This window comes from Gilliamella apicola (assembly GCF_003202915.1).
Classification (GTDB): Bacteria; Pseudomonadota; Gammaproteobacteria; order Enterobacterales; family Orbaceae; genus Gilliamella; species Gilliamella apicola_Q.
The window spans coordinates 947,811-970,094 of record NZ_QGLP01000004.1 but is presented as its reverse complement, the minus strand read 5'-3'; the positions used below and the strand labels follow the sequence as shown (position 1 = coordinate 970,094).

The following is a 22,284-nucleotide window of genomic DNA, read 5'->3' as shown; positions in this document are numbered from 1 at the left end:
GCGTGGCGAGGAGTTTTAAAATGAGACTAGATAGACCAACACTACACAACTTAATTGCCAAAAAATTATATAAAGCGGGATTGACTCAAGAGCATGCCGATATCGCCGCTGATACGCTAGCATTTGCCGATGCTCGAGGCATTCACTCACATGGTGCAGTACGAGTTGAATACTATGCTGAGCGCATTGCCAAAGGAGGCATGACTGCCTATCCTAATGTCAACTATAAACAGACTGGTCCATCGTCAGCAATATTAGATTTTGATAATGGTTGCGGTTTAGTTGCCGCTAAAGTTGGTATGGACAAAGCGATAGAAATGGCAAAAAAAAATGGCGTTGCCGTGGTAGGAATTCGTCGAATGTCGCATAGTGGCTCGCTTTGCTACTTTACTGAAATGGCTGCTAAACAAAACTTAGTCGCCATATCCATGTGCCAGTCTGACCCAATGGCTGTTCCCTATGGTGGCGCCGAAGAATTTTTTGGCACTAATCCTATCGCTTTTGCTGCACCAACTAACGATGAGCGTGTTGTTTCGTTCGACATGGCAACCACAGTTCAAGCATGGGGAAAAGTCTTATACGCAAGATCTAAAGGCGCTGCAATTCCACCAACTTGGGCGGTTGATGAACATGGTGAACCCACAACCGATCCCTACAAAGTAAATGCCTTATTACCAATCGCTGATGCCAAAGGTTATGGTTTAATGATGATGGTAGATGTTCTTTCTGGCATTCTACTTGGCTTGCCATTTGGCAAAAACGTCTCATCAATGTATGCCGACCTCTCTGAAGGTCGAAACCTCGGTCATCTGCATATTGTGATCAATCCTGAATATTTTATTGGCCTAGATATTTTTAAACAAACTATGTCCGCAATGCTTGACCAACTAAAACAAGCTAAACCAGCTAAAGGCGTTAGTGAAGTTTTCTTTCCCGGAGAAAGAAGCAAAAAACGTGAAGCCGATTACTTAAGAAATGGCATAGAGATTGTTGATGATATCTATAATTACTTAATTAGTGATGATATTCATTATAATCGTTATGATCACAAAAATAAGTTTGCGGAATAGACTTTGAATAGCAAAAACCACGTTCCTTTATTTTATTGCTATAAAAAACCATTACTTCAAAATAAACCAACCCCATTTGGGGCAAAAGTTCATTTTAAGCTCCAAAATCGCTTTTTATCTTCGACGCTAACAGCGCCATTGCCTGCCAAGGCAATTATTCTTTAACGTCCTAACGCTTTTTTCATATACCTAACTCTACAACCCCAGGGCTAAGAACTAAGTCCTAAGGATAGATACAAAGCCCACCTTCAGTCGTATTATTGCGTGCCACATAACCATCTGGCGCGTAAACGGTGAAATTGTAATCGCTATGTGATACCTCACTCGTCCAATAACTATAGCTATTGAAGTTAGCACCTGTGTAACTTCTCATGAGCCCCCACTCCGTGAAGAACCCGGCCCCAATGCGACGCTGGTAATGAGCACTAGATGACGATGGTGTAGCACCTTTACAAGTGTTGCTTCCATATCGACAAATCGCGTTAGTTAAATCCTTTATCTCAGGCAGCCGATAATCACCAATTTTTCTACACCACGATGTTGTACTAGAATTAGTGTAAAAACTAGTACCACGGTTGACGAACCACTGCTTTAATACAAAACCATACTTGACGATGACATTACCTCTACCACCAGGACTATCACGACCAACTAACTCAAATACCTGTGGCAAAGATAGCCTATCGATACGAGTTGGATTATCTGAATTCCGTTGCGAATCGTCAGTAACAGCCGGACCAGTTAAAGTGACTCGAACACTAGTTTGGGTTGGAGATGTCATCGTCGCCGTAATACCACCATGCGAAACGGGCTCCCAATATAAGTCCTGATTATTCCCACCTATATCTAAATCAAAATATAAATTATGCGCACCCGTAGTCGGAAAGTTTAAACCATAAGACGACGGCGTAACTGACTGAGGAAGAAACCCCTTATCAGGGTCCCATATGTTAGCAGGACCAGCATAATCATCTGTACCGTATCTGACGACAGGTTTTGCAAAACAAATTACTGGCGTTGCCTTAGGATTAATATAATAACTGACATTACTTGCACTAAAAGGACTTTCATTTGGTACACCATAACGTGTTTTTAATGTACCTTCAGTATTAGATAAGGTTAATTTATAAGGCGCATTACAAATTGTTAACACGGTATTACGTGATACAGCCTGATTATTTTTATCAACAATGGATATACTTAAACTACCCGTAGCAGTAATACCATCAACCCCTTGACCATCGCCATCATCATCCCCCCAATAATTATAGGGGGGACCAATAAGTGAACTTAATGCAATAGAATCTGTATTCGCTGGCACTAACATACCAATATCCAGAAAACTCTGACCGGCAACAGGTAACTCAATAGGATTGTCATTTGAATTAGGGGTTGCGGGAGTGAATTTTCTACCATCAGAAAGGGATATCCCAAGTAGCGCTTCGGTATTAGTCACCCGGGTTTGACCACCGTCGAAAGTTAAATAAGGTGCTGAACCTTGAATAATATTGGTCGTCTTAACGGTTAATGCATGATTAAAAAAAGAAATAGAAAGTAAAACAACCATAGTTAACGCGAAAACAATCTGCTGAGATAAAAAAACTAAACCAACAAATTTTGAAAAATTTTGTCGTGTTTGCTGAAAAAATAAATGGTAGTAAGTTAATAAACTATCTAAGCTTAACTTTAACGAATTTAAATTATAAGTTTGGCAGATTGAAGGGGGGTGACTACAATACATATTGACATTCCTGTCAATTAACTTAATGATTAATTGACAATTTTAAACTAACTTGGTATGAAATTATCCATTCATATAAATATGTTATAAAAGTATAGTGATTGAAAAAAACGATGCAACTTATTTTGACTGTTTAATTGTTAACTTTTGTAAAGTTCAATGAAAAATTATAATTCAAAACCAAAGTGTTAACGATAAAAACACCTACAAATTAAAAATTTGGTCCCTAATTTTTAGCCCTATTTTGAGTTGTTTTTACTTTTTTTGGTATTTTTATCAATTAAGAACATTTTAATCATTGAGCATTTTAAGTTCAAAAAACCGCTCCTCGTATTTTAGTTTATTTAATTTCAAATATTTGTTATTTTTAGCGGGTTTTGTGGCTATTTCTATATAACGTTTACGGCCGAATAAAGAAGGTTTGCGCGAACCCTCTTTACCAATACCCGCAGCGACTATGCAAGTGGTCACGATGTAACTACCTTCCGTCTTCGTTCGCTCTTAACGCACCGGTTTAATTTGTTTCTGACAAACTACAGCCTTGTCGAATTTCCCTGTTTTTGCCTGTTTACCATACTAATCTCTCTCGATTGTCAGTACTTTGCTAATGTCGCGCCACAAAATCGCTTTTATCGCACACTTTGTCAGCCTGCTTCCTTAGCTAGGCAATTATTCTTTAACGTCCTAACGCTTTTTTCATATACCTAACTCTACAACCCCAGGGCTAAGAACTAAGTCCTAAGGATAGGTACAAAGCCCGCTTTCAGTCGAATTATTGCGTGCCACATAACCATCTGACCCGTAAACGACGAAATTGTAATCTCTATGTGATACCTCACTCGTCCAATAACTATAGCTATTGAAGTTAGCACCTGTGTAACTTCTCATGAGCCCCCACTCCGTGAAGAACCCAGCCCCAATGCGACGCTGGTAACGATCACTAGATGACGATGGTGTAGCACCTTTACAAGTGTTGCTTCCATATCGACAAATCGCGTTAGTTAAATCCTTTATCTCAGGCAGCCGATAATCACCAATTTTTGTACACCACGAAGTTGTACTAGAATTAGTATAATAACTAGTACCACGGTTGACGAACCACTGCTTTAATACAAAACCATACTTGACGATGACATTACCTCGGCCATCAGGACTATCACGACCAACTAACTCAAATACCTGTGGCAACGATAGCCTATCGATACGAGTTGGATTATCTGAATTCCATTGCGAATCGTCGGTAACAGCCGGGCCAGTTAAAGTGACTCGAACACTAGTTTTGGTTGGAGATGTCATCGTCGCCGTAATACCACCATGCGAAACGGTCTCCCAATATAAGACCTGATTATTCCCACCTATATCTAAATCAAAATATAAATTATTAGCACCTGTAGTCGGAAAGTTTAAACCATAATTTGATGAAACAAATGACTGAGTACGAAAACCCTTATTAGGGTCCCATATGTTAGCAGGGCCAGCATAATCATCTGTACCGTATCTGATGGAAGGTTTTGCATAACAAATTACTGGCGTTGCCTTAGGATTAATATAATAAGTGACATTACTTGCACTAAAAGGACTTTCATTTGGTACACCATAACGTGTTTTTAATGTACCTTCAGTATTAGATAAGGTTAATTTATAAGGCGCATTACAAATTGTTAACACGGTATTGCGTGATACAGCCTGATTATTTTTATCAACAATGGATATACTTAAACTACCCGTAGCAGTAATACCATCAACCTCTTGACCATCGCCATCATCATCACCCCAATAATTATAAGGGGGGCCAATAAGTGAACTTAATGCAATAGAATCTGTATTCGTTGGCACTAACATACCAATATCCAGAAAACTCTGACCGGCAACAGGTAACTCAATAGGATTGTCATTTGAATTAGGGGTTGCGGGAGTGAATGTTCTACCATCAGAAAGGGATATCCCGAGTAGCGCTTCGGTATTAGTCACCCGGGTTTGACCACCGTCGAAAGTTAAATAAGGCGCTGAACCATGAATAATATTGGTCGTCTTAACGGTTAATGCATGATTAGAAAAAGAAATAGAAAGTAAAACAACCACGGTTAACGCGAAAACAATCTGCTGAGATAAAAAAACTAAACCAACAAATTTTGAAAAATTTTGTCGTGTTTGCTGAAAAAATAAATGGTAGTAAGTTAATAAACTATCTAAGCTTAACTTTAACGAATTTAAATTATAAGTTTGGCAGATTGAAGGGGGGTGACTACAATACATATTGACATTCCTGTCAATTAACTTATTGATTAATTGACGATTTTAAACTAACTTGGTATGAAATTATCCATTCATATAAATATGTTATAAAAGTATAGTGATTGAAAAAAACGATGCAACTTATTTTGACTGTTTAATTGTTAACTTTTGTAAAGTTCAATGAAAAATTATAATTCAAAACCAATGTCTTAACGATAAAAACACCAACAAATTAAAAATTTGCCCCCTCAATTTTTAGCCCTATTTTGAGTTGTTTTTACTTTTTTTGGTATTTTTATCAATTAAGAACATTTTAATCATTGAGAATTTTAAGTTCAAAAAACCGCTCCTCGTATTTTAGTTTATTTAATTTCAAATGTTTGTTATTTTTAGCGGGTTTTGTGGCTATTTCTATATAACGTTTACGACCGAATAAAGAAGGTTTGCGCGAACCCTCTTTACCAATACCCGCAGCGACTATGCAAGTGCATAGTCTAACTGATGAATAAGTGCTTAACTTCTTCTTACAAACTTAATCGTATTAACGGTAAAAAAATTTTGTTTTAAAGTAAAATATATCTTTTTTACACGTTTGTCAGACTAGTTGGGGATTTTAAACCGAATTTAAACTATAAAAAATTGTGTTCTTCAACTTCTTATAGACTGTTTATAATTTTTCAATCTCAATAAACTCCAAATAATTGAATATATAGAATATATGATTAACATTAATGTATTTACATTCCCCCAAAAGCACTTCTCACCTATTTTTACTGAAAAAAATACATTCCTCAAAAATAAACCTGACCAATTAGGGTAAAAGTTCATTTAAGCTCCAAAATCGCTTTATATCCTCGACGCTAACAGCGCCATTGCCTTGCCAAGGCAATTATTCTTTAACCTCCTAACGTTTTTTCATATATCTAACTCTACAACCCTAGGCTAAAAACTAATAAGGATAGACGCAAAGCCCGCTGCCCACCGAACTGTCATACACAGGCCCATTGTCCCCGTAAACTATGAAGTGATTACCATTATCTTTTGTATCACTCGTCCAATACCTACCGGTGTGGAAGTTAGCTCCAGTGTAACGTTCCATGTTCCCCCACTCCGCGAAGAAACCTGAACCAATGCGACGCTGGTAACGATTATTAGATGACGATGGTGTAGCACCGACAGCACCTTGACAGTGAGAACCGGAAAAAGTACCTTGACAAGTCGCGTTAGTTAAATCCTTTACCATAGGCACCCGATAATCACCAATTTTTGTACACCACGATGATGAACTTGAGTAATTGTAGTAACTAGAACCACGATGGACAAACCACTGCTTTAACACAAAACCATACTTAGCGATAACATTACCTTGACCACCAGGACTATCACGACCAACTAACTCAAATACCTGTGGTAAAGATGGCCTATCAATACGAGTGGGATTGTCTGAATTCCATTGCGAAGCGTCGGTAACAGCAGGGCCAGTTAAAGTGACTCGAACACTAGTTTTCGTTGCAGATGTCATCGTCGCCGTAATACCACCATGCGAAACGGGCTCCCAATATAAGACTTGATCATTAGCAGCTATAGTTAAATCAAAATATAAATTATTAGCACCCGTAGTCGGAAAGTTTAAACCATAAGACGATGGCGTAACTGACTGAACACGAAACCCATCATAAATATCCCATATGTTAGCTGGGCCAGGATCTCTAATGTTAGCTAAGCTAGGTTTTGCAAAACAAACCACTAGCATTGTTGTCTTAGGATTAATATAGTAAGTTACCTCACTCTCACTAAAACGACTTTCATTCGGTACACCATAACGTGTTTTTAATGTACCTTTAGTATTAGATAAAGTTAATTTATAAGGAGCTTTACATGCATCTACCGTTGTGTTGCGCGCAACTGGTTGATTATCTTTATCAACAATGGATAAACTTAAACTACCGGTAGCAGTAATACCATTAACCCCTTGTCCATCACCATCATCATCACCCCAATAGTTAAAAGGTGCGCCAATAAGTAAACGCAAATCAATAGAATCAACGTCCGTTGGCACTAACATACCAATATCCGCAAAACTCTGACCTGCAACAGGTAAAACGATAGGATTGTCACTTAAATTAGGGGTTGCAGGAGTGAATGTTCTACCATCAGAAAGGGATATCCCGAGTAGCGCTTCGGTATTAGTCACCCGGGTTTGACCACCGTCGAAAGTTAAATAAGGCGCTGAACCTTGAATAATATTGGTCGTTTTAGCGGTTAACGCATGATTAGAAAAAGAGATAAACAGTAAAACAATTACGGTTAATGCGAAAACAATCTGTCGAGATAAAAAGGCTAAACCAAGAAATTTTGAAAAATTTTGTCGTATCTGCTGGAAAAATAAACGGTAGTGAATTAATAAACCATCTAAACTTAACTTTAACGAATTTAAATTATAAGTTTGGCAGGTTGGGTGTTGGGTGTTGGGTGTTTAAAATTATAATCCATTTTCGACGTTCCTGTCAACTAACTTTATGTTTAATTTACATTTAATAACTATGAACGGCTAAAACTATAGCTGTTCGCTTCCTTTTAAGGGAAAATAGTATAAAGATTGAAAAAAATCCTCGCAACCTGTTTTAATTACCTAATTGTTAACTTTTGTAAAGAGCAGCACTAAAGTCGTTAAAATTGCATTGTTTAAAGCTTAGTCTAACTAATGAATAAGTGCTTAACCTCTTCTTACAAACTTAATCGTATTAACAGTAAAAAAATTTTGTTTTAAAGTAAAATATATCTTTTTTACACGTTTGTCAGGCTAGTTGGGGATTTTAAACCGAATTTAAACTATAAAAAAATTGTGTTCTTCAACTTCTTATAGGCTGTTTATAATTTTTCAATCTCAATAAACTCCAAAATCGCTTTATACCCTCGACACTAACAGCGCCATTGCCTTGCCAAGGCAATTATTCTTTAATGTCCTAACGTTTTTTTTCATATACTTAATTTACAACCCAAGGACTAAGAACTAATAAATAAGTACTAAGGATAGACGCAAAGCCCGTACCCGGGGTTACCACTTGAGTAGGTAACCACTTCACCATTTTTCGCGAAAACCTGGAAGTGGGTATCATCTTTTTCATCAGCCGCCCAATTATTCGAGTTGGGGAAAGATGCATTACCGTAGCTCCGCATGCTCCCCCACTCCGTGAAGAATCCGGCGCCAATTCGACGTTGGTAATGATTATTAGATGACGATGGTGTTGCACCGACAGAGCCTTCACATTTAGAACCAGCCCCATTTCCTTGACAAGTGGCGTTAGTCAATTCCTTTACCATAGGCACCCGATAATCACCAATCTTTTTACACCACGATAATGCACTTGAATAACTGATGTAATTATTATTACCGCGGGTGACAAACCACTTCTGTAACACAAAACCATACTTGACGATGACATTACCTCGGCCACCAGAACTATCACGACCAACTAACTCAAATACCTGTGGCAAAGATATCTTATCGATACGATCTGGATTATTTGTATTCTGTTGCGAAAGGGATCCAACGGCAGGGCCAGTTAGGGTGACACGAACACTTGTACTTGTTGATCTGGTCATAGTGGCCGTAATACCACCATGCGAAACGGGCTCCCAATATAAGACCTGATTAATACCACCTATATCTAAATAAAAATATAATTTATTCGCACCTGTAGTCGGAAAGTTTAAACCATAAGACGATGGTGTAACTGACTGAGTAAGAAAACCCTTATCAGGGTCCCATATGTTAGCAGGACCAGCATAATCATCTGTACCCATATTAGTGATAGGTTTAGCAAAACAAATCACTGGCGTTGCCTTAGGATTAATATAATAAGTGACATTACTTGCACTAAAATGACTTTCATTAGGTACACCATAACGTGTTTTTAATGTACCTTCAGTATTAGATAAGGTTAATTTATAAGGGGCATCACAAATTGTTAGCACGGTATTGCGTGATACGGGCTGATTATTTCTATCAACAATGGATAAGTTTAAACTACCGGTAGCAGTAATACCATCAACCCCTTGACCATCACCATCATCATCACCCCAATAATTATAGGGTGGACCAATAAGTGAAGTTAGTGCAATAGAATCTGTATTCGTTGGCACTAACATACCAATATCCGCAAAACTCTGACCGACAACAGGTAAAACAATAGTATTTTTGTTGGAATTATTAGTTGCAGGAGTAAATGTTCTACCATCAGAAAGGGATATCCCGAGTAGTGCTTCGGTATTAGTCACCCGGGTTTGACCACCGTCGAAAGTTAAATAAGGCGCTGAACCTTGAATAATATTGGTCGTCTTAACGGTTAATGCATGATTAGAAAAAGAGATAAACTGAAAAACAACCACGGTTAATACGAAAACTATCCGCCGTGATAAAAAGGCTAAACCAAGGAGATTTGAGAAATTTTGCCGAAATTGCTGAAAAAATAAATGGTGGTAAGTTAATAAACCATCTAAACTTAACTTTAACGAATTTAAATTATAAGTTTGGCAGATTGAAGGGGGGAGACTACAATACATATTGACATTCCTGTCAATTAAATTAATGATTAATTGACGATTTTAAACTAACTTGGTATGAAATTATCCATTCATATAAATATGGCATAAAAGTATAGTGATTGAAAAAAAACGATGCAACTTATTTTGACTGTTTAATTGTTAACTTTTGTAAGGCTCAATGAAAAATTATAATTCAAAACCAACTTGTTAACGATAAAAACACCAACAGATTAAAAATTTGCCCCTCAAATTTTAACCCCATTTTGAGTTATTTTGCTATGTTCTGGTATTTTTATCAATTAAGAACATTTTAATCATTGAGTATTTTAAGTTCAAAAACCTGCTCCGCACATTTTAGCTTATTTAGTATCGGATGTTTGTTATTTTTAGCGGTTTTGGCTATTTCTTTATAACGTTTACGACCGAATAAAGAAGGTTTGCGCGAACCCTCTTTACCAATACCCGCAGAGACTATGCAAGTGGTTATGATGTAACTAACTTCCGTCTTCGTTCGCTCTTAACATATCGGCTGTGATTTGTTCATTACAAACTACAACTTTACCAAACATCCCTGTTTGTCATGTTAATCTATCCCTGTTGTCAGCACATTGCCTTGCCAAGGCAATTATTCTTTAACCTCCTAACGTTTTTTATATATCTAACTCTACAACCCAAGGCTAAGAACTAATAAGGATAAACGCAAAGCCCGCTGCCCACCGAACTCTCATACACAGTCCCAAGGCCCCCGTAAACTGTGAAGTGATTACCATTATCTTTTGTATCACTCGTCCAATACTTACCGTCGTGGAAATTAGCTCCAGTGTAACGATCCATGCTCCCCCACTCCGCGAAAAACCCAGCGCCAATGCGACGCTGGTAACGATTATTAGATGATGATGGTGTTGCACCGACAGCACCTTGACAGTTAGAACCGGAAAAACTACCTTGACAAGTCGCGTTAGTTAAATCCTTTACCATAGGCACCCGATAATCACCAATTTTTGGACACCATGATGATGAACTTGAGTAATTGTAGTAACTAGAACCACGATGGACAAACCACTGCTTTAACACAAAACCATACTTAGCGATAACATTACCTTGACCACCAGGACTATCACGACCAACTAACTCAAATACCTGTGGTAAAGATGGCCTATCAATACGAGTGGGATTGTCTGAATTCCATTGCGAAGCGTCGGTAACAGCCGGGCCAGTTAAAGTGACTCGAACACCAGTTTTCGTTGCAGATGTCATCGTCGCCGTAATACCACCATGCGAAACGGGCTCCCAATATAAGACTTGATTATTAGCAGCTATATTTAAATCAAAATATAAATTATTAGCACCCGTAGTCGGAAAGTTTAAACCATAAGACGATGGCGTAACTGACTGAACATGAAACCCATCATAAATATCCCATATGTTAGCCGGGCCAGGATCTCTAATGTTAGCTAAGCTAGGTTTTGCAAAACAAACCACTAGCATTGTTGCCTTAGGATTAATATAGTAAGTTGCCTCACTCTCACTAAAACGACTTTCATTCGGTACACCATAACGTGTTTTTAATGTACCTTTAGTATTAGATAAAGTTAATTTATAAGGAGCTTTACATACATCTACCGTTGTGTTGCGCGCAACTGGTTGATTATCTTTATCAACAATGGATAAACTTAAACTACCGGTAGCAGTAATACCATTAACCCCTTGTCCATCTCCATCATCATCACCCCAATAATTAAAAGGTGCGCCAATAAGTAAACGCAAATCAATAGAATCAACGTCCGTTGGCACTAACATACCAATATCCGCAAAACTCTGACCTGCAACAGGTAAAACGATAGGATTGTCACTTAAATTAGGGGTTGCAGGAGTGAATGTTCTACCATCAGAAAGAGATATTCCGAGTAGCGCTTCGGTATTAGTCACCCGGGTTTGACCACCGTCGAAAGTTAAATAAGGCGCTGAACCTTGAATAATATTGGTCGTTTTAGCGGTTAACGCATGATTAGAAAAAGAGATAAACAGTAAAACAATTACGGTTAATGCGAAAATAATCTGTCGAGATAAAAAGGCTAAACCAAGAAATTTTGAAAAATTTTGTCGTATCTGTTGGAAAAATAAACGGTAGTGAATTAATAAACCATCTAAACTTAACTTTAACGAATTTAAATTATAAGTTTGGCAGGTTGGGTGTTGGGTGTTTAAAATTATAATCCATTTTCGACGTTCCTGTCAACTAACTTTATGTTTAATTTACATTTAATAACTGTGAACGGCTAAAACTATAGCTGTTCGCTTCCTTTTAAGGGAAAATAGTATAAAGATTGAAAAAAATCCTCGCAACCTGTTTTCATTACCTAATTGTTAACTTTTGTAAAGAGCAGCACTAAAGTCATTAAAATTGCATTGCTTAAAGCTTAGTCTAACTGATGAATAAGTGCTTAATCTCCTCTTACAAACTTAATCGTATTAACGGTAAAAAAATTTTGTTTTAAAGTGAAATTTATTATTTTCATAAATTTATGAGCAGAACTTTAAAAATTACCTTCGCAAAAATTTTACTAGCACTTTAATGGTTTATTTTTAACGAGTAATTGTTTATATTTTGCATGTTTTTTATGTTTATAAGCGATTTATAATATATATGATTGAGTAAAATTAGAAAATATAGATATTTCGCTAATATTAAATTTCCTATATTTGATTGTTCTTCAATTTGTTAAAAGTTGATTGAAGATGCTTTAGATAATTTCTGATTTTTTAATGATTTTAAGCGTTAAAATTGAAACATTTCAATGCTTACTCTTTCTCATTAAAATTCAATAGCTATCATAATTTAACAAGTATGGTTAATTTAAGTGATAACCCCGTTTGATTGTTAGCTGAGAAGAGTAATATATTAAGATTAATAAAGGCCGGTTTGAAAGCTAGTTATATTTTATTGTAAATAATACAAACTTCTTTATTTATTCCTAATCGTTTGTTTAAACAAATAGTAAAATTAAAAAATATTTTGATATTCTTATCCTTTTTTGAGAAGGACAAAAATAATTTTTCTCCTGTAATTTACTCCAACTAACTAGACTTGCATATTTCTGTTTTCTAGTTTAATTTATCGTCACTAACCAATTCACTTTTTGAGATGAAACATGACGATATCATTTAAAGAGCAGCAACAACGGATCAATTTTGTTAAACACTTTTTTGCTGAGCAACTAGCCAATAAACTTTCACTGATTGAGGTTCAAGCTCCGCTTTTAAGTCAAATTGGTGATGGAGTTCAAGATAATTTATCTGGCACAGAGAAAGCTGTTCAAGTTAATATTAAAAGTATTCCAAATGCGCAATTTGAAGTGGTGCATTCATTAGCAAAATGGAAACGTAAAATCTTAAGTCAACATCATTTTCCAGTTGGGGAAGGTATTTATACCAATATGAAAGCCCTACGCCCTGATGAAGAAAAACTTTCTCCTATTCACTCGGTTTATGTTGATCAATGGGATTGGGAAAAAGTAATTCGTCCTGAAGATCGTATTTTAACTTATTTAAAAAATACGGTTGAGAAGATTTATAGCGCAATTAAAACAACCGAAAAAGCGGTTTCAGAAAAATATCATCTTTCTTGTTTTTTACCAGAAACGATCACTTTTATGGATAGTGAGCAATTGTTAAAACGTTATCCTAATTTATCAGCAAAAGAGCGCGAAAATGCAATTACTAAAGAGTTAGGCGCGGTATTTTTGATTGGTATTGGTGGGGAATTATCAAACAATGAAAAACACGATGTCCGCGCTCCGGATTATGATGATTGGAGCAGTGATAATGAAATGGGGTCGAAAGGCTTAAATGGTGATATTTTAGTTTGGAATCCAGTGTTAAATAGTGGTTTTGAAATCTCATCAATGGGGATTCGTGTCGATCCTGAAACGTTAAAACGTCAATTAAAATTAACAAATAATGAAGATCGCTTACAATATGCTTGGCATAAGGCGTTAGCCGATGGTGATTTTTTGCAGACAATTGGTGGTGGGATTGGGCAATCTCGATTGACAATGCTACTTCTACAACAACAGCATATTGGTCAAGTCCAAGCTAGCGTTTGGGATGATGTGACTAAGCAAAATTATCAACAACTTTTGTAAATTAAATCCTATCTGCTTTTCCACTTATTAGTTGGAGAAGCAAGCTTATTATTCCCCTATTCCCTTCACTGGTTTTCAACATGTAGATAGAAGCTAACCAACAAGAAGTTTTTTGTGTTTAACGCACAGTCTATTTTTTTAGTGTATTAAATCGATAATGCGGATAACTTACTCATTTTTTTATGATATAAGGTTATCCGCACTGTCTATGTTAAAAACTAATTTGATGATTTATCATTCGATGTTTCACCTTCAGAGATTGGTTGATCATCTTTAGGGGCAACTTCTGGTACTACAGTATCATTTACTTCTGGTACTACGGTATCATTTACCTCGGGCACTTTTTCTTCTGATGTAGCAGATTCAGTTGTAGGAGCTTGAGTTGTTGTTTCCGTTGATGAGGTTACAGTAGGTTCAACTACTGATTGAATTTTCTCATTTCCAGATGAATCGGTAACAGGTGCAGTATCTTTATTTGGTATACCATCATCCTTCGGTGTTGTTGAGTTTGGTAATATTGATGGTTCAACTGGCGCTTTAGTTTCATCTTTAACTGATTTTATATTTGATGATGAACCGACTTTACCACGAATATAGATAATGCGTTTTTTACCGCCATTACATGAACCAACTACTTTACCCTGACCTTGTTTAACTTGATTAGCGGGGACCAGTTTTAGTTGAAAATTATTTTCAGGCACACCGTTATTTTTGATTTTTTCAGCGATATTTGTCTTAATTTCATCGCAATTAGACGCAGATACCACCACTGGAAAACTTAACAATAACATTATCGCTAACTTTTTCATAACCTTTCCTTTAAATTATCTAAATAAACATGAATATATTATAAAACGATTATATCATCTTTCCATATCGTTTTCATTGATACAACAAACATATCTTATCAAAATCATTGAAAAACTAGTTTAATATGAATAGGATAAAATTTTTCTCAACTACGCTCTTGATGTTGGCTTTCAAGTAATTTTAATTTATCTAAAACCCAAGCTCGAATATCAGATAATTCAGCCTCAGATAATCGATTTACAAAATCTCTTTTTTCATGAAGTTGTTTTCGATCATCTTCCGTCAAAACCACACCTTTTAAATTTAGTAACACTTCTTTGCGGTACATAGAATAAATAAAATCTTTTATCAAATCATCAGAAAGATTAATGTCAGTCATGGTGATTTCCTTATTTTATATCAATAACGTTCATCATATTAATCATCAAAATTTAATTATATTTGAGATAACAACATCATTACACTCTATTAATATCAAAGATGAATCCAGCCTAAAAAATAGACTGACTTTAACTATAATCTAATCAATAATGGATGACAATGATTGAATTGAATAAAACACTGATAAGTTAGTTCTTTCTAAAAAAAACAAGATGAAATTATCCACTTCATTACTTAATAAGTATTTAACAAACCTGTTGATAACTACATAGCATTTTGATTATTAATAATTTATTTCCTTGATTGAATTTTAACCTTCAACACTTTTTATATTTTGGGGGTAAAAATATTCAAATTTAATTTACAAAAATTACAATTCGTTTGATTGAACTTAAACGATAAAAGACAAAAAAATACAGCATAACGTTTAAATTATGCTGTAGTAAGAACAAAAAAATTAAACAAGAATTTATAAAGCAGTAAAGAAAGCGATTAAACCAAATAATACGCCAGGGAAATTAGCTATCGCAATTGGCCAATCTTTTTTCTGCTGTAATAAACCATAACAGACCCATAATGAGCAGTTAATTGCTGCCGCCAAAGGTTGTGTCGGATTAGTTTTAAATCCATGAAGATTGTCAATAATCTGCGGGATATAGGATACGTACATGCCTAATGATGCAATTGTTGCAACGACACCCAAATAATGGAAAGCTTTTGGAGAAAGATTCAAAATCAACCTACCTGCTCAAAAATGAATGGAGCAAGTAATCTAACATAGATAACAAGGGAGTTAAACCTTGTTATATCAAGGCGTGAGATAATTTTTTGTAAATAAAATGATAAAGTTTTGGCTTTATTTTTTTACCATTAAAACAACAGCATTAAGCTGCTGTTGTTGGTTTAGTTAATGTTTTGTGATAATTTTACTAACAATGCACTGATTATGAATTTATGTGATTATTGGTACGACTATTAAGGTTTTATTACTAAAACTGTTACCTTTTATTTTTATCATTATAGTTTGAATAATTGTTTTACCTCATCTATCTGCTTAGCATTTAATGCTCCGCCATAGTTCCTTGAATTGGCTTTTAAGTAACCATGTTTTTCAGCAACTGCTGTTTTTATCGTGGTAACAAAATCATCACCAATATTGTAAATATTTGATAAACGACTAATCTCTTTTTGTAGAAGTTGGATCTGATGAAAATCATTCTCATTAAATGCTTTCATTACACTTGCAAAGAGATCCGGCACCACATTATTTAGACCAGAAAGTACCCCAGCACCACCATTAAGTAAATTTGGAATAAAATATTCATCAAAACCAGCAAATACTGAGAAATCCTTACGGATAGACTGAGAAGCAAGCACAATGGAACGCGTATGTGAAGCACAATCAATCGTATCTTTAATACCTATAAATCTTGGACAATCTAGCATAAGTTTTGCGACAAGTTTTGCATCAACATCACAGCCAGTGCGAGCAGGAAAGTTATAAACAAACCAATCACCTAAAAACCGCGAATCTAAATATTTGTAATATTCATACAATTGATTGGTTGTCTGTGATAGGTAATAGTGAGGTAAAGCCATTACTGCTGGGTATCCTGCATCATACGACGCATCCGCTAAGCGGATCATGTCATCAACAACGGTGGTTGAAACATTGACAATTAGCGGTAAGTCAGTGAATTGATGAGCTTGTTTAATAATAGCCAATCGTTCCTTAATGCTTAGTGTCGCAAACTCACCAATGGTACCCATAACCAAAATACCGTTAATTTTTGCTTCGGTTAACATTTGGTAATGTTTTTCCATAGCGGCAAAATCAACACTATTTTTAGAATTAAATGGCGTGATGGCAGGACAAATGGTTCCTGAAAATTTAGGGGATTTTTTCATAATGAGATCCTTATGTTTTACACCAATATATTGAAATAATATAAAAACAGTTATAACAAACTAACTATTTAATCAATTTGCCAATTACTCAATAATATTTTTCAGTTATTGTGATCGAGATCACCAAATTAATACATAAATATGCCTAACAAATCATTGTAAAATATTATAGATGTATTTAAACTAAATTAATTTCAATATATTGGTGTGAATGTATGAGTAAAATATCTCAAGCGCCAGCCATCGATAAAGCAGCTCTAATTTTGAATTTTATTGCTCAAAATGGCGGAGTGACTTATACGCAAATCTATCAAGGGCTTTCCTTACCGCAAAGCTCTTCGTCATTAATCTTAAAAAGTATGGTAACTAATGGTTTGTTACGGCAAAAAGGAAATAAATACTTTTTAGGGCTTAATCTGTATGAGTTTGGTAACAAAGCAATTGAGCAATTTAATATTAAGGATTTAGCTCTCGAACCACTCTCGTTTTTACGAGACAAAACTCAGCTAGCTTGTCATTTAGGTATTTTAGATGGCGATGCGGCAATCTACTTAGCTAAAATTGAAAGTGATAATGCAATACAGATTAAAAGTTGGTTAGGTCGTCGGTTATCTTTACATAGTTCGGCACTGGGTAAAGTTTTGTTGGCTTGGTTACCAGAGCAACATATTGATGAGCTGTTTCCTAATGAACAATTACCGAGTAAAACCAAAAATACCATAGCAACTAAAACTGATTATAAAAAGGCATTACAAGTCGTAAGAAAACAAGGTTGGGCGTTTGACGATGGCGAAGATTTTGATGAAGTAACTTGCTTAGCAGCACCGATTTTTGATAAACATGGTAATGTTATCGCCGCCATAAGTACCTCAGGAATAAGGTTTCAAATGCCGCAAGAAAGAATTGCTGAATTTACAGAGTATTTGGTGACCGCTGCTAGCATGTTAACTAAGAAAATAATTGGCTAGTTGAAATATAAACCTTTTTCAACACTCAATTTAATTGAAAAAGGTTTTAATGCGTTAGCAAAGATGAGTTTGTTTGGTCTCTTTACCAAGGAATAATATAGCTAAAATAGCCACAAGAATTGATAAGCTAAATAGCCCAAATATTACGCTCACACTAACTTGGTTAGCCATTAAGAATCCCACCATCAGTGGACCTAATATGCCGCCAATTCGGCCAATTGAAGCAGCCATACCGGCACCCGTTGCGCGAATATTAGTAGTGTATTGTTCTGGGGTATAAGCATACATTGCTCCCCATGCGCCTAGATTAAAGAATGATAATAATGCACCACAGATAAGCAGTTGGTTAATTGAATCAACAATACCAAATAGATAGGCACTGATCAAGGTTCCTAATAGATACGCCATCAATACCCATTTTCGCCCTACTCGTTCAATCAAGCCAAGCGACAGTAAAATAACCCGGTAATTGCGCTAAAGTCATCATAAAAATGTAACCAAAACTTTTTACCATATCAAAGCCCTTATGCATCATCATGCTTGGCAACCATAAGAACATACCATAATATGAAAATACCACACAAAACCATACTATCCATAACATTATCGTTTGACGACGGAATGAGCTTGATAGGAGCGATTGTAATTTCTTGATGATTGGTTCTTTTTGAGCATTATGATCTTGATATTGATAGGAATGTGAGTCAGGTAAGTTAAAGCGTAGGTAAAGTGCATAAAAAGCCGGTATTGCCCATAAGATCATCGCGCCACGCCAACCGACAGCTAGTAGAGGAATTAAAAAGTAAGCGATCAACGCGGCCAAAATCCAACCTACAGCCTAAAAGCATTCGAGTAACACCACGACGCGACCACGTACTTTAGGTTCCACACTTTCACTCACTAGCGTTGATGCTACGGGCAATTCGCCACCTAAGCCCATACCAATGAAGAATCGTAAAATCAGTAAACTACCCAGTCCCCAAGCCAAAGCACTTAAGCCTCTGGCGATACTGAACATTAATAAAGTAAATAAAAAAGCGGATTTGCGCCCTTTTTTATCGGCATAAATACCAAATAAAAAGGCACCAACTGCCATACCAATTGAGTTTACACTACCTATCCAACCCAGTTGTGAAGGTGTTAGCCCCAATCTTGTTTTAAAGCAGCTAAAATAAAGGAGAGTAATCCCACGTCCATTGCATCAAAAAGCCAACCAGTGCCAGCAATGAGCAATAATTTGTTTGTAGATAATAAAACGGTTTTTGAATTTTCCATAATAATTTGACCAACGAAAAGCTTGGTAGACGTAATCAAATCAGATTTTCTTTAAAATGTCCATAGCTTAATCGTATTGAACCAAAATTATCCCCGAACTCAATGCCTTGGGACACAATTATATGTTTGGATAACAGTTGGTTTAAAATCACCAACTCTTGTGCGGCACTGTTAACGGGTAAATGAGCATATAAATGAAAACCACCGGTAGGTATTTGGTAAGTAATCTCTCCTTTGAAATAGTCATTGAACCAATCCATTAGTTGATTGGCTTTGTGTTTTAGTTGTTGACGTAACCATTTCTGATGGGTTTGATAGTGATAAGTTAAATACTCTTCGGCTAAAAGTTGCGGTAATATACTCAATCCAGAATCTATATGGTGCCGTATATTGGCTAATTTTTCGATGATTTCCTTTGGAGCAATCATCCACCCAATACGTATATTACGGCCAATATATTTGGATAATGAACCTAAATAGACCACTTGATTACTGGTATCGAATTTTTTTATTGGTGCAATGTCAACCTTTGCATCAAAGGCTAATCCACTATAAGCATCATCCTCAACAATACCAATACACTGTTGCCGACAAAAGGCCAATATCTGTTTTTTTCGTGGATTACTCATCACGCAACCAGTAGGGTTTTGAAATATCGGATTTAGAAATAACCATCTAATTTGCCGCTCTAACGCTACTTTTTGTAAGCTCTCTAAGGTTATCCCTTCGGCATCACATTCAATGCCATAAAGCCGAACACCAGCTGCTTGGAACAGGGGCAATGAATAAAAATAAGAAGGTGATTCAATACCTATTGCATCACCGGGCTTTAATAATCCTTGGGTAATTAAAAATAGTGATTGTTGGGTACCTGAGGTTATTAAGATTTGATTAGTATCAATTGTCATAGCAAATTGCGTTGACATATAGTTGGCGATTTGCTGTTTGAGTGAAGGTAATCCCAATTGCAAAGTGTCACTCTGCTTCTCATAAGCAACCATTTCATGAGAGGTGATATGGGGTAATATCAATTTAGGGATCATATTGGTTGGCAAATCACCATTAGCTAAATCACAAATATGCGCCATTTGTCGCCGAACCTGTAAAACTTTTTGTTGGTAGACATTTTTACGATGATGATAAAAATTGGCGGGTAATCGCCAATTTATGGTCGAATAAACTTGTAGCCCCCATTTTTGTTCATTAACAAAAGTCCCACTGCCCTGCTTACGAACTAATATTCCTCGTTCAGTTAAGATATCTAACGCATGCACAATAGTTGAACGGTTAACTTGTAGATCCTTGGCTAAATTACGCTCAGATGGTAATCGTTCGCCAGCTATTAACACTCCTTGTTCAATATAACTTTCAATCAATTGCGTGATTTTTTTAAATAATGCACCGCTGAAAAGGCTTAATTTTTTTTTATTCCACATCTTTTATTAATTAAGTTTTATAGAACTTATTACCTTAAACGCAAAATTGGATGGTTTAATTATAGTCCAATTGGCTGTTTATTGCAGTGATTTAATTCTGAATAATAGCGTCCAGACTAGACAGCTAACAATTCAGGAGTAACAATGAAAACAGGTACACAAACTGTAAAACGTGGAATGGCGCAGATGCAAAAAGGCGGCGTGATTATGGATGTCGTTAATGCCGAACAAGCAAAAATTGCTGAACAAGCTGGTGCAGTGGCGGTAATGGCTTTAGAGCGTGTTCCTTCCGATATTCGTGCTGCTGGGGGTGTAGCTCGAATGGCGGACCCAACTATCGTTGAAGAGGTGATGAAGGCGGTAACCATACCGGTGATGGCCAAAGCGCGAATTGGTCACATTGTGGAAGCGCGTATTTTAGAGTCAATGGGGGTGGATTATATTGATGAAAGCGAAGTACTCACCCCTGCTGATGAACAATATCATTTATTAAAAGATGAATTTACCGTACCTTTCGTTTGTGGTTGCCGTGATTTAGGTGAGGCATTACGCCGAATTGGGGAAGGAGCTTCTATGCTACGCACCAAAGGTGAACCAGGAACAGGCAATATTGTTGAAGCAGTAAGACATATGCGTCGTGTTAATGAGCAAATTCGTCTAGTGGTTGGCAAATCAAAAGATGAGCTGATGACGTTTGCTAAAGAAATTGGTGCACCTTATGAGTTAGTATTACAAATTAAACAACTTGGAAAATTACCTGTGGTTAATTTTGCTGCTGGCGGTGTGGCGACACCTGCTGATGCAGCACTAATGATGCAACTTGGTGCGGATGGTGTATTTGTCGGTTCGGGTATTTTTAAATCGCAAAATCCAGAAAAATTTGCCAAAGCAATCGTTCAAGCGACCACTTATTTTGATGATTATCCAAAATTGGCTGAACTATCAAAAGGATTAGGTGAAGCGATGAAAGGAATTGAGATCAGCAAATTAAGTGATTCAGAAAGAATGCAAGATCGGGGTTGGTAATGACTTCAAAGGTGAGTAAAACCATTGGTGTGCTTAACTTACAAGGTGCTGTAACTGAGCATTTAAATATGCTCGCCAGCCTTGATGGGGTGAACCCAATGATAGTTAAGCAACCCGAGCAGTTAAGCCAGCTTGATGGTTTGATTATACCCGGCGGTGAATCGACCGCTATTAGCCGTTTAATTAGACAAAATGGATTATTTGAACCAATCCAAACCTTGGCTAAACAAGGTAAAGGTATCTTTGGTACCTGCGCTGGATTGGTACTTTGTGGTAGCGCAACTCAGCATAATGAGGTTGAACAACTTGGTTTAATGGATATTACTGTCGAACGTAATGGTTTTGGTCGACAAATCGCCAGCTTTGAAACCATGTTAGATATTGCTCCTATCGGTCAACAAATTCAAGCCGTCTTTATTCGCGCACCTTATATTGCCCAAACGACTAAGCATGTAACACAACTCGCGTTTGTTGATAATCATTGTGTGATGGCAGAACAAAATAATATTTTAGTTTGTTCATTCCATCCCGAATTAACAACTGATAATCGCATAATGCGCTATTTTGTTGAAAAATGTTAATTGAAGATTCACCCCATTTTTAATGGATAAACATGGGGTGTTTTGTGAAAATTTGGTTATTACCATTAATTATTAGCCTCTTTATTACCACAAAAAACGTTCCTCCATCTTTTTGCTATTTTTCCTCAACGAAATTAATTATTAAGTCATCTGCATTATA

15 protein-coding genes and 1 pseudogene are annotated in these 22,284 nt (G+C 36.3%); 5 read left to right on the top strand and 11 right to left on the bottom strand.

What is annotated here, in order from left to right; all coding sequences use genetic code 11:
• Positions 1-20: 20 nt before the first annotated feature.
• Positions 21-1,070 (top strand): ureidoglycolate dehydrogenase, encoded by a 1,050-nt coding sequence (gene allD / locus DKK79_RS05845; protein WP_110423248.1) that lies wholly within the window; start codon positions 21-23, stop codon positions 1,068-1,070.
• A gap of 223 nt (positions 1,071-1,293) precedes the next feature.
• Here allD and DKK79_RS05840 read toward each other — a convergent pair whose 3' ends face one another.
• The 5 genes from DKK79_RS05840 to DKK79_RS05815 all read right to left on the bottom strand — a co-directional run bounded on the left by DKK79_RS05840 (position 1,294) and on the right by DKK79_RS05815 (position 11,523).
• On the bottom strand, positions 1,294-2,811 hold the full coding sequence (locus tag DKK79_RS05840) for a hypothetical protein (protein ID WP_110423247.1): 1,518 nt from the start codon (positions 2,809-2,811) through the stop codon (positions 1,294-1,296).
• Between the two features lie 738 nt (positions 2,812-3,549).
• Entirely contained in the window at positions 3,550-5,067 is a 1,518-nt protein-coding gene (locus DKK79_RS05830) for a hypothetical protein (protein WP_110423245.1), read from the bottom strand.
• A gap of 928 nt (positions 5,068-5,995) precedes the next feature.
• Positions 5,996-7,240, bottom strand: coding sequence for a hypothetical protein (locus DKK79_RS05825; RefSeq protein WP_110423244.1), 1,245 nt, complete (start codon positions 7,238-7,240; stop codon positions 5,996-5,998).
• An 833-nt stretch (positions 7,241-8,073) separates the two neighbouring features.
• Positions 8,074-9,612: a hypothetical protein gene (locus DKK79_RS05820; protein WP_110423243.1), complete on the bottom strand. Its 1,539-nt coding sequence runs from the start codon at positions 9,610-9,612 to the stop codon at positions 8,074-8,076.
• A gap of 666 nt (positions 9,613-10,278) precedes the next feature.
• A complete protein-coding gene (locus DKK79_RS05815; RefSeq protein WP_110423242.1) occupies positions 10,279-11,523 on the bottom strand; it encodes a hypothetical protein in 1,245 nt (414 codons plus the stop codon).
• Between the two features lie 1,223 nt (positions 11,524-12,746).
• Between DKK79_RS05815 and asnA the strand changes: the two genes are divergently transcribed.
• Entirely contained in the window at positions 12,747-13,739 is a 993-nt protein-coding gene (gene asnA, locus DKK79_RS05810; protein ID WP_110423241.1) for an aspartate--ammonia ligase, read from the top strand.
• A gap of 218 nt (positions 13,740-13,957) precedes the next feature.
• On the opposite strand, the gene DKK79_RS05805 is transcribed toward asnA, so the two are convergent.
• The 4 genes from DKK79_RS05805 to DKK79_RS05790 all read right to left on the bottom strand — a co-directional run bounded on the left by DKK79_RS05805 (position 13,958) and on the right by DKK79_RS05790 (position 16,838).
• Positions 13,958-14,548, bottom strand: a complete 591-nt coding sequence (locus DKK79_RS05805) for a DUF1161 domain-containing protein (RefSeq protein WP_110423240.1) — start codon at positions 14,546-14,548, stop codon at positions 13,958-13,960.
• 146 nt (positions 14,549-14,694) lie between these two features.
• Entirely contained in the window at positions 14,695-14,928 is a 234-nt protein-coding gene (locus DKK79_RS05800; protein ID WP_110423239.1) for a hypothetical protein, read from the bottom strand.
• A gap of 471 nt (positions 14,929-15,399) precedes the next feature.
• On the bottom strand, positions 15,400-15,663 hold the full coding sequence (locus DKK79_RS05795) for an SWEET family sugar transporter (protein ID WP_258363435.1): 264 nt from the start codon (positions 15,661-15,663) through the stop codon (positions 15,400-15,402).
• Positions 15,664-15,947: 284 nt separating this feature from the next.
• On the bottom strand, positions 15,948-16,838 hold the full coding sequence (locus tag DKK79_RS05790) for a dihydrodipicolinate synthase family protein (RefSeq protein ID WP_110423238.1): 891 nt from the start codon (positions 16,836-16,838) through the stop codon (positions 15,948-15,950).
• A gap of 215 nt (positions 16,839-17,053) precedes the next feature.
• On the opposite strand from DKK79_RS05790, the gene DKK79_RS05785 reads away from it, so the two are divergent.
• On the top strand, positions 17,054-17,806 hold the full coding sequence (locus DKK79_RS05785) for an IclR family transcriptional regulator (protein ID WP_110423237.1): 753 nt from the start codon (positions 17,054-17,056) through the stop codon (positions 17,804-17,806).
• Between the two features lie 54 nt (positions 17,807-17,860).
• Here DKK79_RS05785 and DKK79_RS14885 read toward each other — a convergent pair.
• Positions 17,861-19,081: pseudogene (locus tag DKK79_RS14885) on the bottom strand (MFS transporter).
• 35 nt (positions 19,082-19,116) lie between these two features.
• Positions 19,117-20,517: an aminotransferase-like domain-containing protein gene (locus tag DKK79_RS05775; RefSeq protein ID WP_110423236.1), complete on the bottom strand. Its 1,401-nt coding sequence runs from the start codon at positions 20,515-20,517 to the stop codon at positions 19,117-19,119.
• A gap of 144 nt (positions 20,518-20,661) precedes the next feature.
• Between DKK79_RS05775 and pdxS the strand changes: the two genes are divergently transcribed.
• Both pdxS and pdxT read left to right on the top strand, forming a co-directional pair.
• Positions 20,662-21,543 carry a pyridoxal 5'-phosphate synthase lyase subunit PdxS gene (gene pdxS, locus DKK79_RS05770; RefSeq protein WP_110423235.1) on the top strand — a complete coding sequence of 294 codons (882 nt, stop codon included), beginning with the start codon at positions 20,662-20,664 and terminating at the stop codon, positions 21,541-21,543.
• Positions 21,543-22,124: a pyridoxal 5'-phosphate synthase glutaminase subunit PdxT gene (gene pdxT, locus DKK79_RS05765; RefSeq protein ID WP_110423234.1), complete on the top strand. Its 582-nt coding sequence runs from the start codon at positions 21,543-21,545 to the stop codon at positions 22,122-22,124. The genes pdxS and pdxT overlap by 1 nt, the downstream gene beginning before the upstream one ends.
• Positions 22,125-22,284 lie beyond the last annotated feature (160 nt).

Excerpts from the sequence above, each read along its gene's own strand:
- DKK79_RS05785 (WP_110423237.1), top strand. The coding sequence starts at position 17,054 with ATGAGTAAAATATCTCAAGCGCCAGCCATCGATAAAGCAGCTCTAATT.
- pdxT (WP_110423234.1), top strand. The coding sequence starts at position 21,543 with ATGACTTCAAAGGTGAGTAAAACCATTGGTGTGCTTAACTTACAAGGT.
- DKK79_RS05840 (WP_110423247.1), bottom strand. The coding sequence starts at position 2,811 with ATGTATTGTAGTCACCCCCCTTCAATCTGCCAAACTTATAATTTAAAT.
- DKK79_RS05800 (WP_110423239.1), bottom strand. The coding sequence starts at position 14,928 with ATGACTGACATTAATCTTTCTGATGATTTGATAAAAGATTTTATTTAT.
- DKK79_RS05805 (WP_110423240.1), bottom strand. The coding sequence starts at position 14,548 with ATGAAAAAGTTAGCGATAATGTTATTGTTAAGTTTTCCAGTGGTGGTA.
- pdxS (WP_110423235.1), top strand. The coding sequence starts at position 20,662 with ATGAAAACAGGTACACAAACTGTAAAACGTGGAATGGCGCAGATGCAA.
- asnA (WP_110423241.1), top strand. The coding sequence starts at position 12,747 with ATGACGATATCATTTAAAGAGCAGCAACAACGGATCAATTTTGTTAAA.
- allD (WP_110423248.1), top strand. The coding sequence starts at position 21 with ATGAGACTAGATAGACCAACACTACACAACTTAATTGCCAAAAAATTA.
- DKK79_RS05830 (WP_110423245.1), bottom strand. The coding sequence starts at position 5,067 with ATGTATTGTAGTCACCCCCCTTCAATCTGCCAAACTTATAATTTAAAT.
- DKK79_RS05820 (WP_110423243.1), bottom strand. The coding sequence starts at position 9,612 with ATGTATTGTAGTCTCCCCCCTTCAATCTGCCAAACTTATAATTTAAAT.
- DKK79_RS05775 (WP_110423236.1), bottom strand. The coding sequence starts at position 20,517 with ATGTGGAATAAAAAAAAATTAAGCCTTTTCAGCGGTGCATTATTTAAA.
- DKK79_RS05790 (WP_110423238.1), bottom strand. The coding sequence starts at position 16,838 with ATGAAAAAATCCCCTAAATTTTCAGGAACCATTTGTCCTGCCATCACG.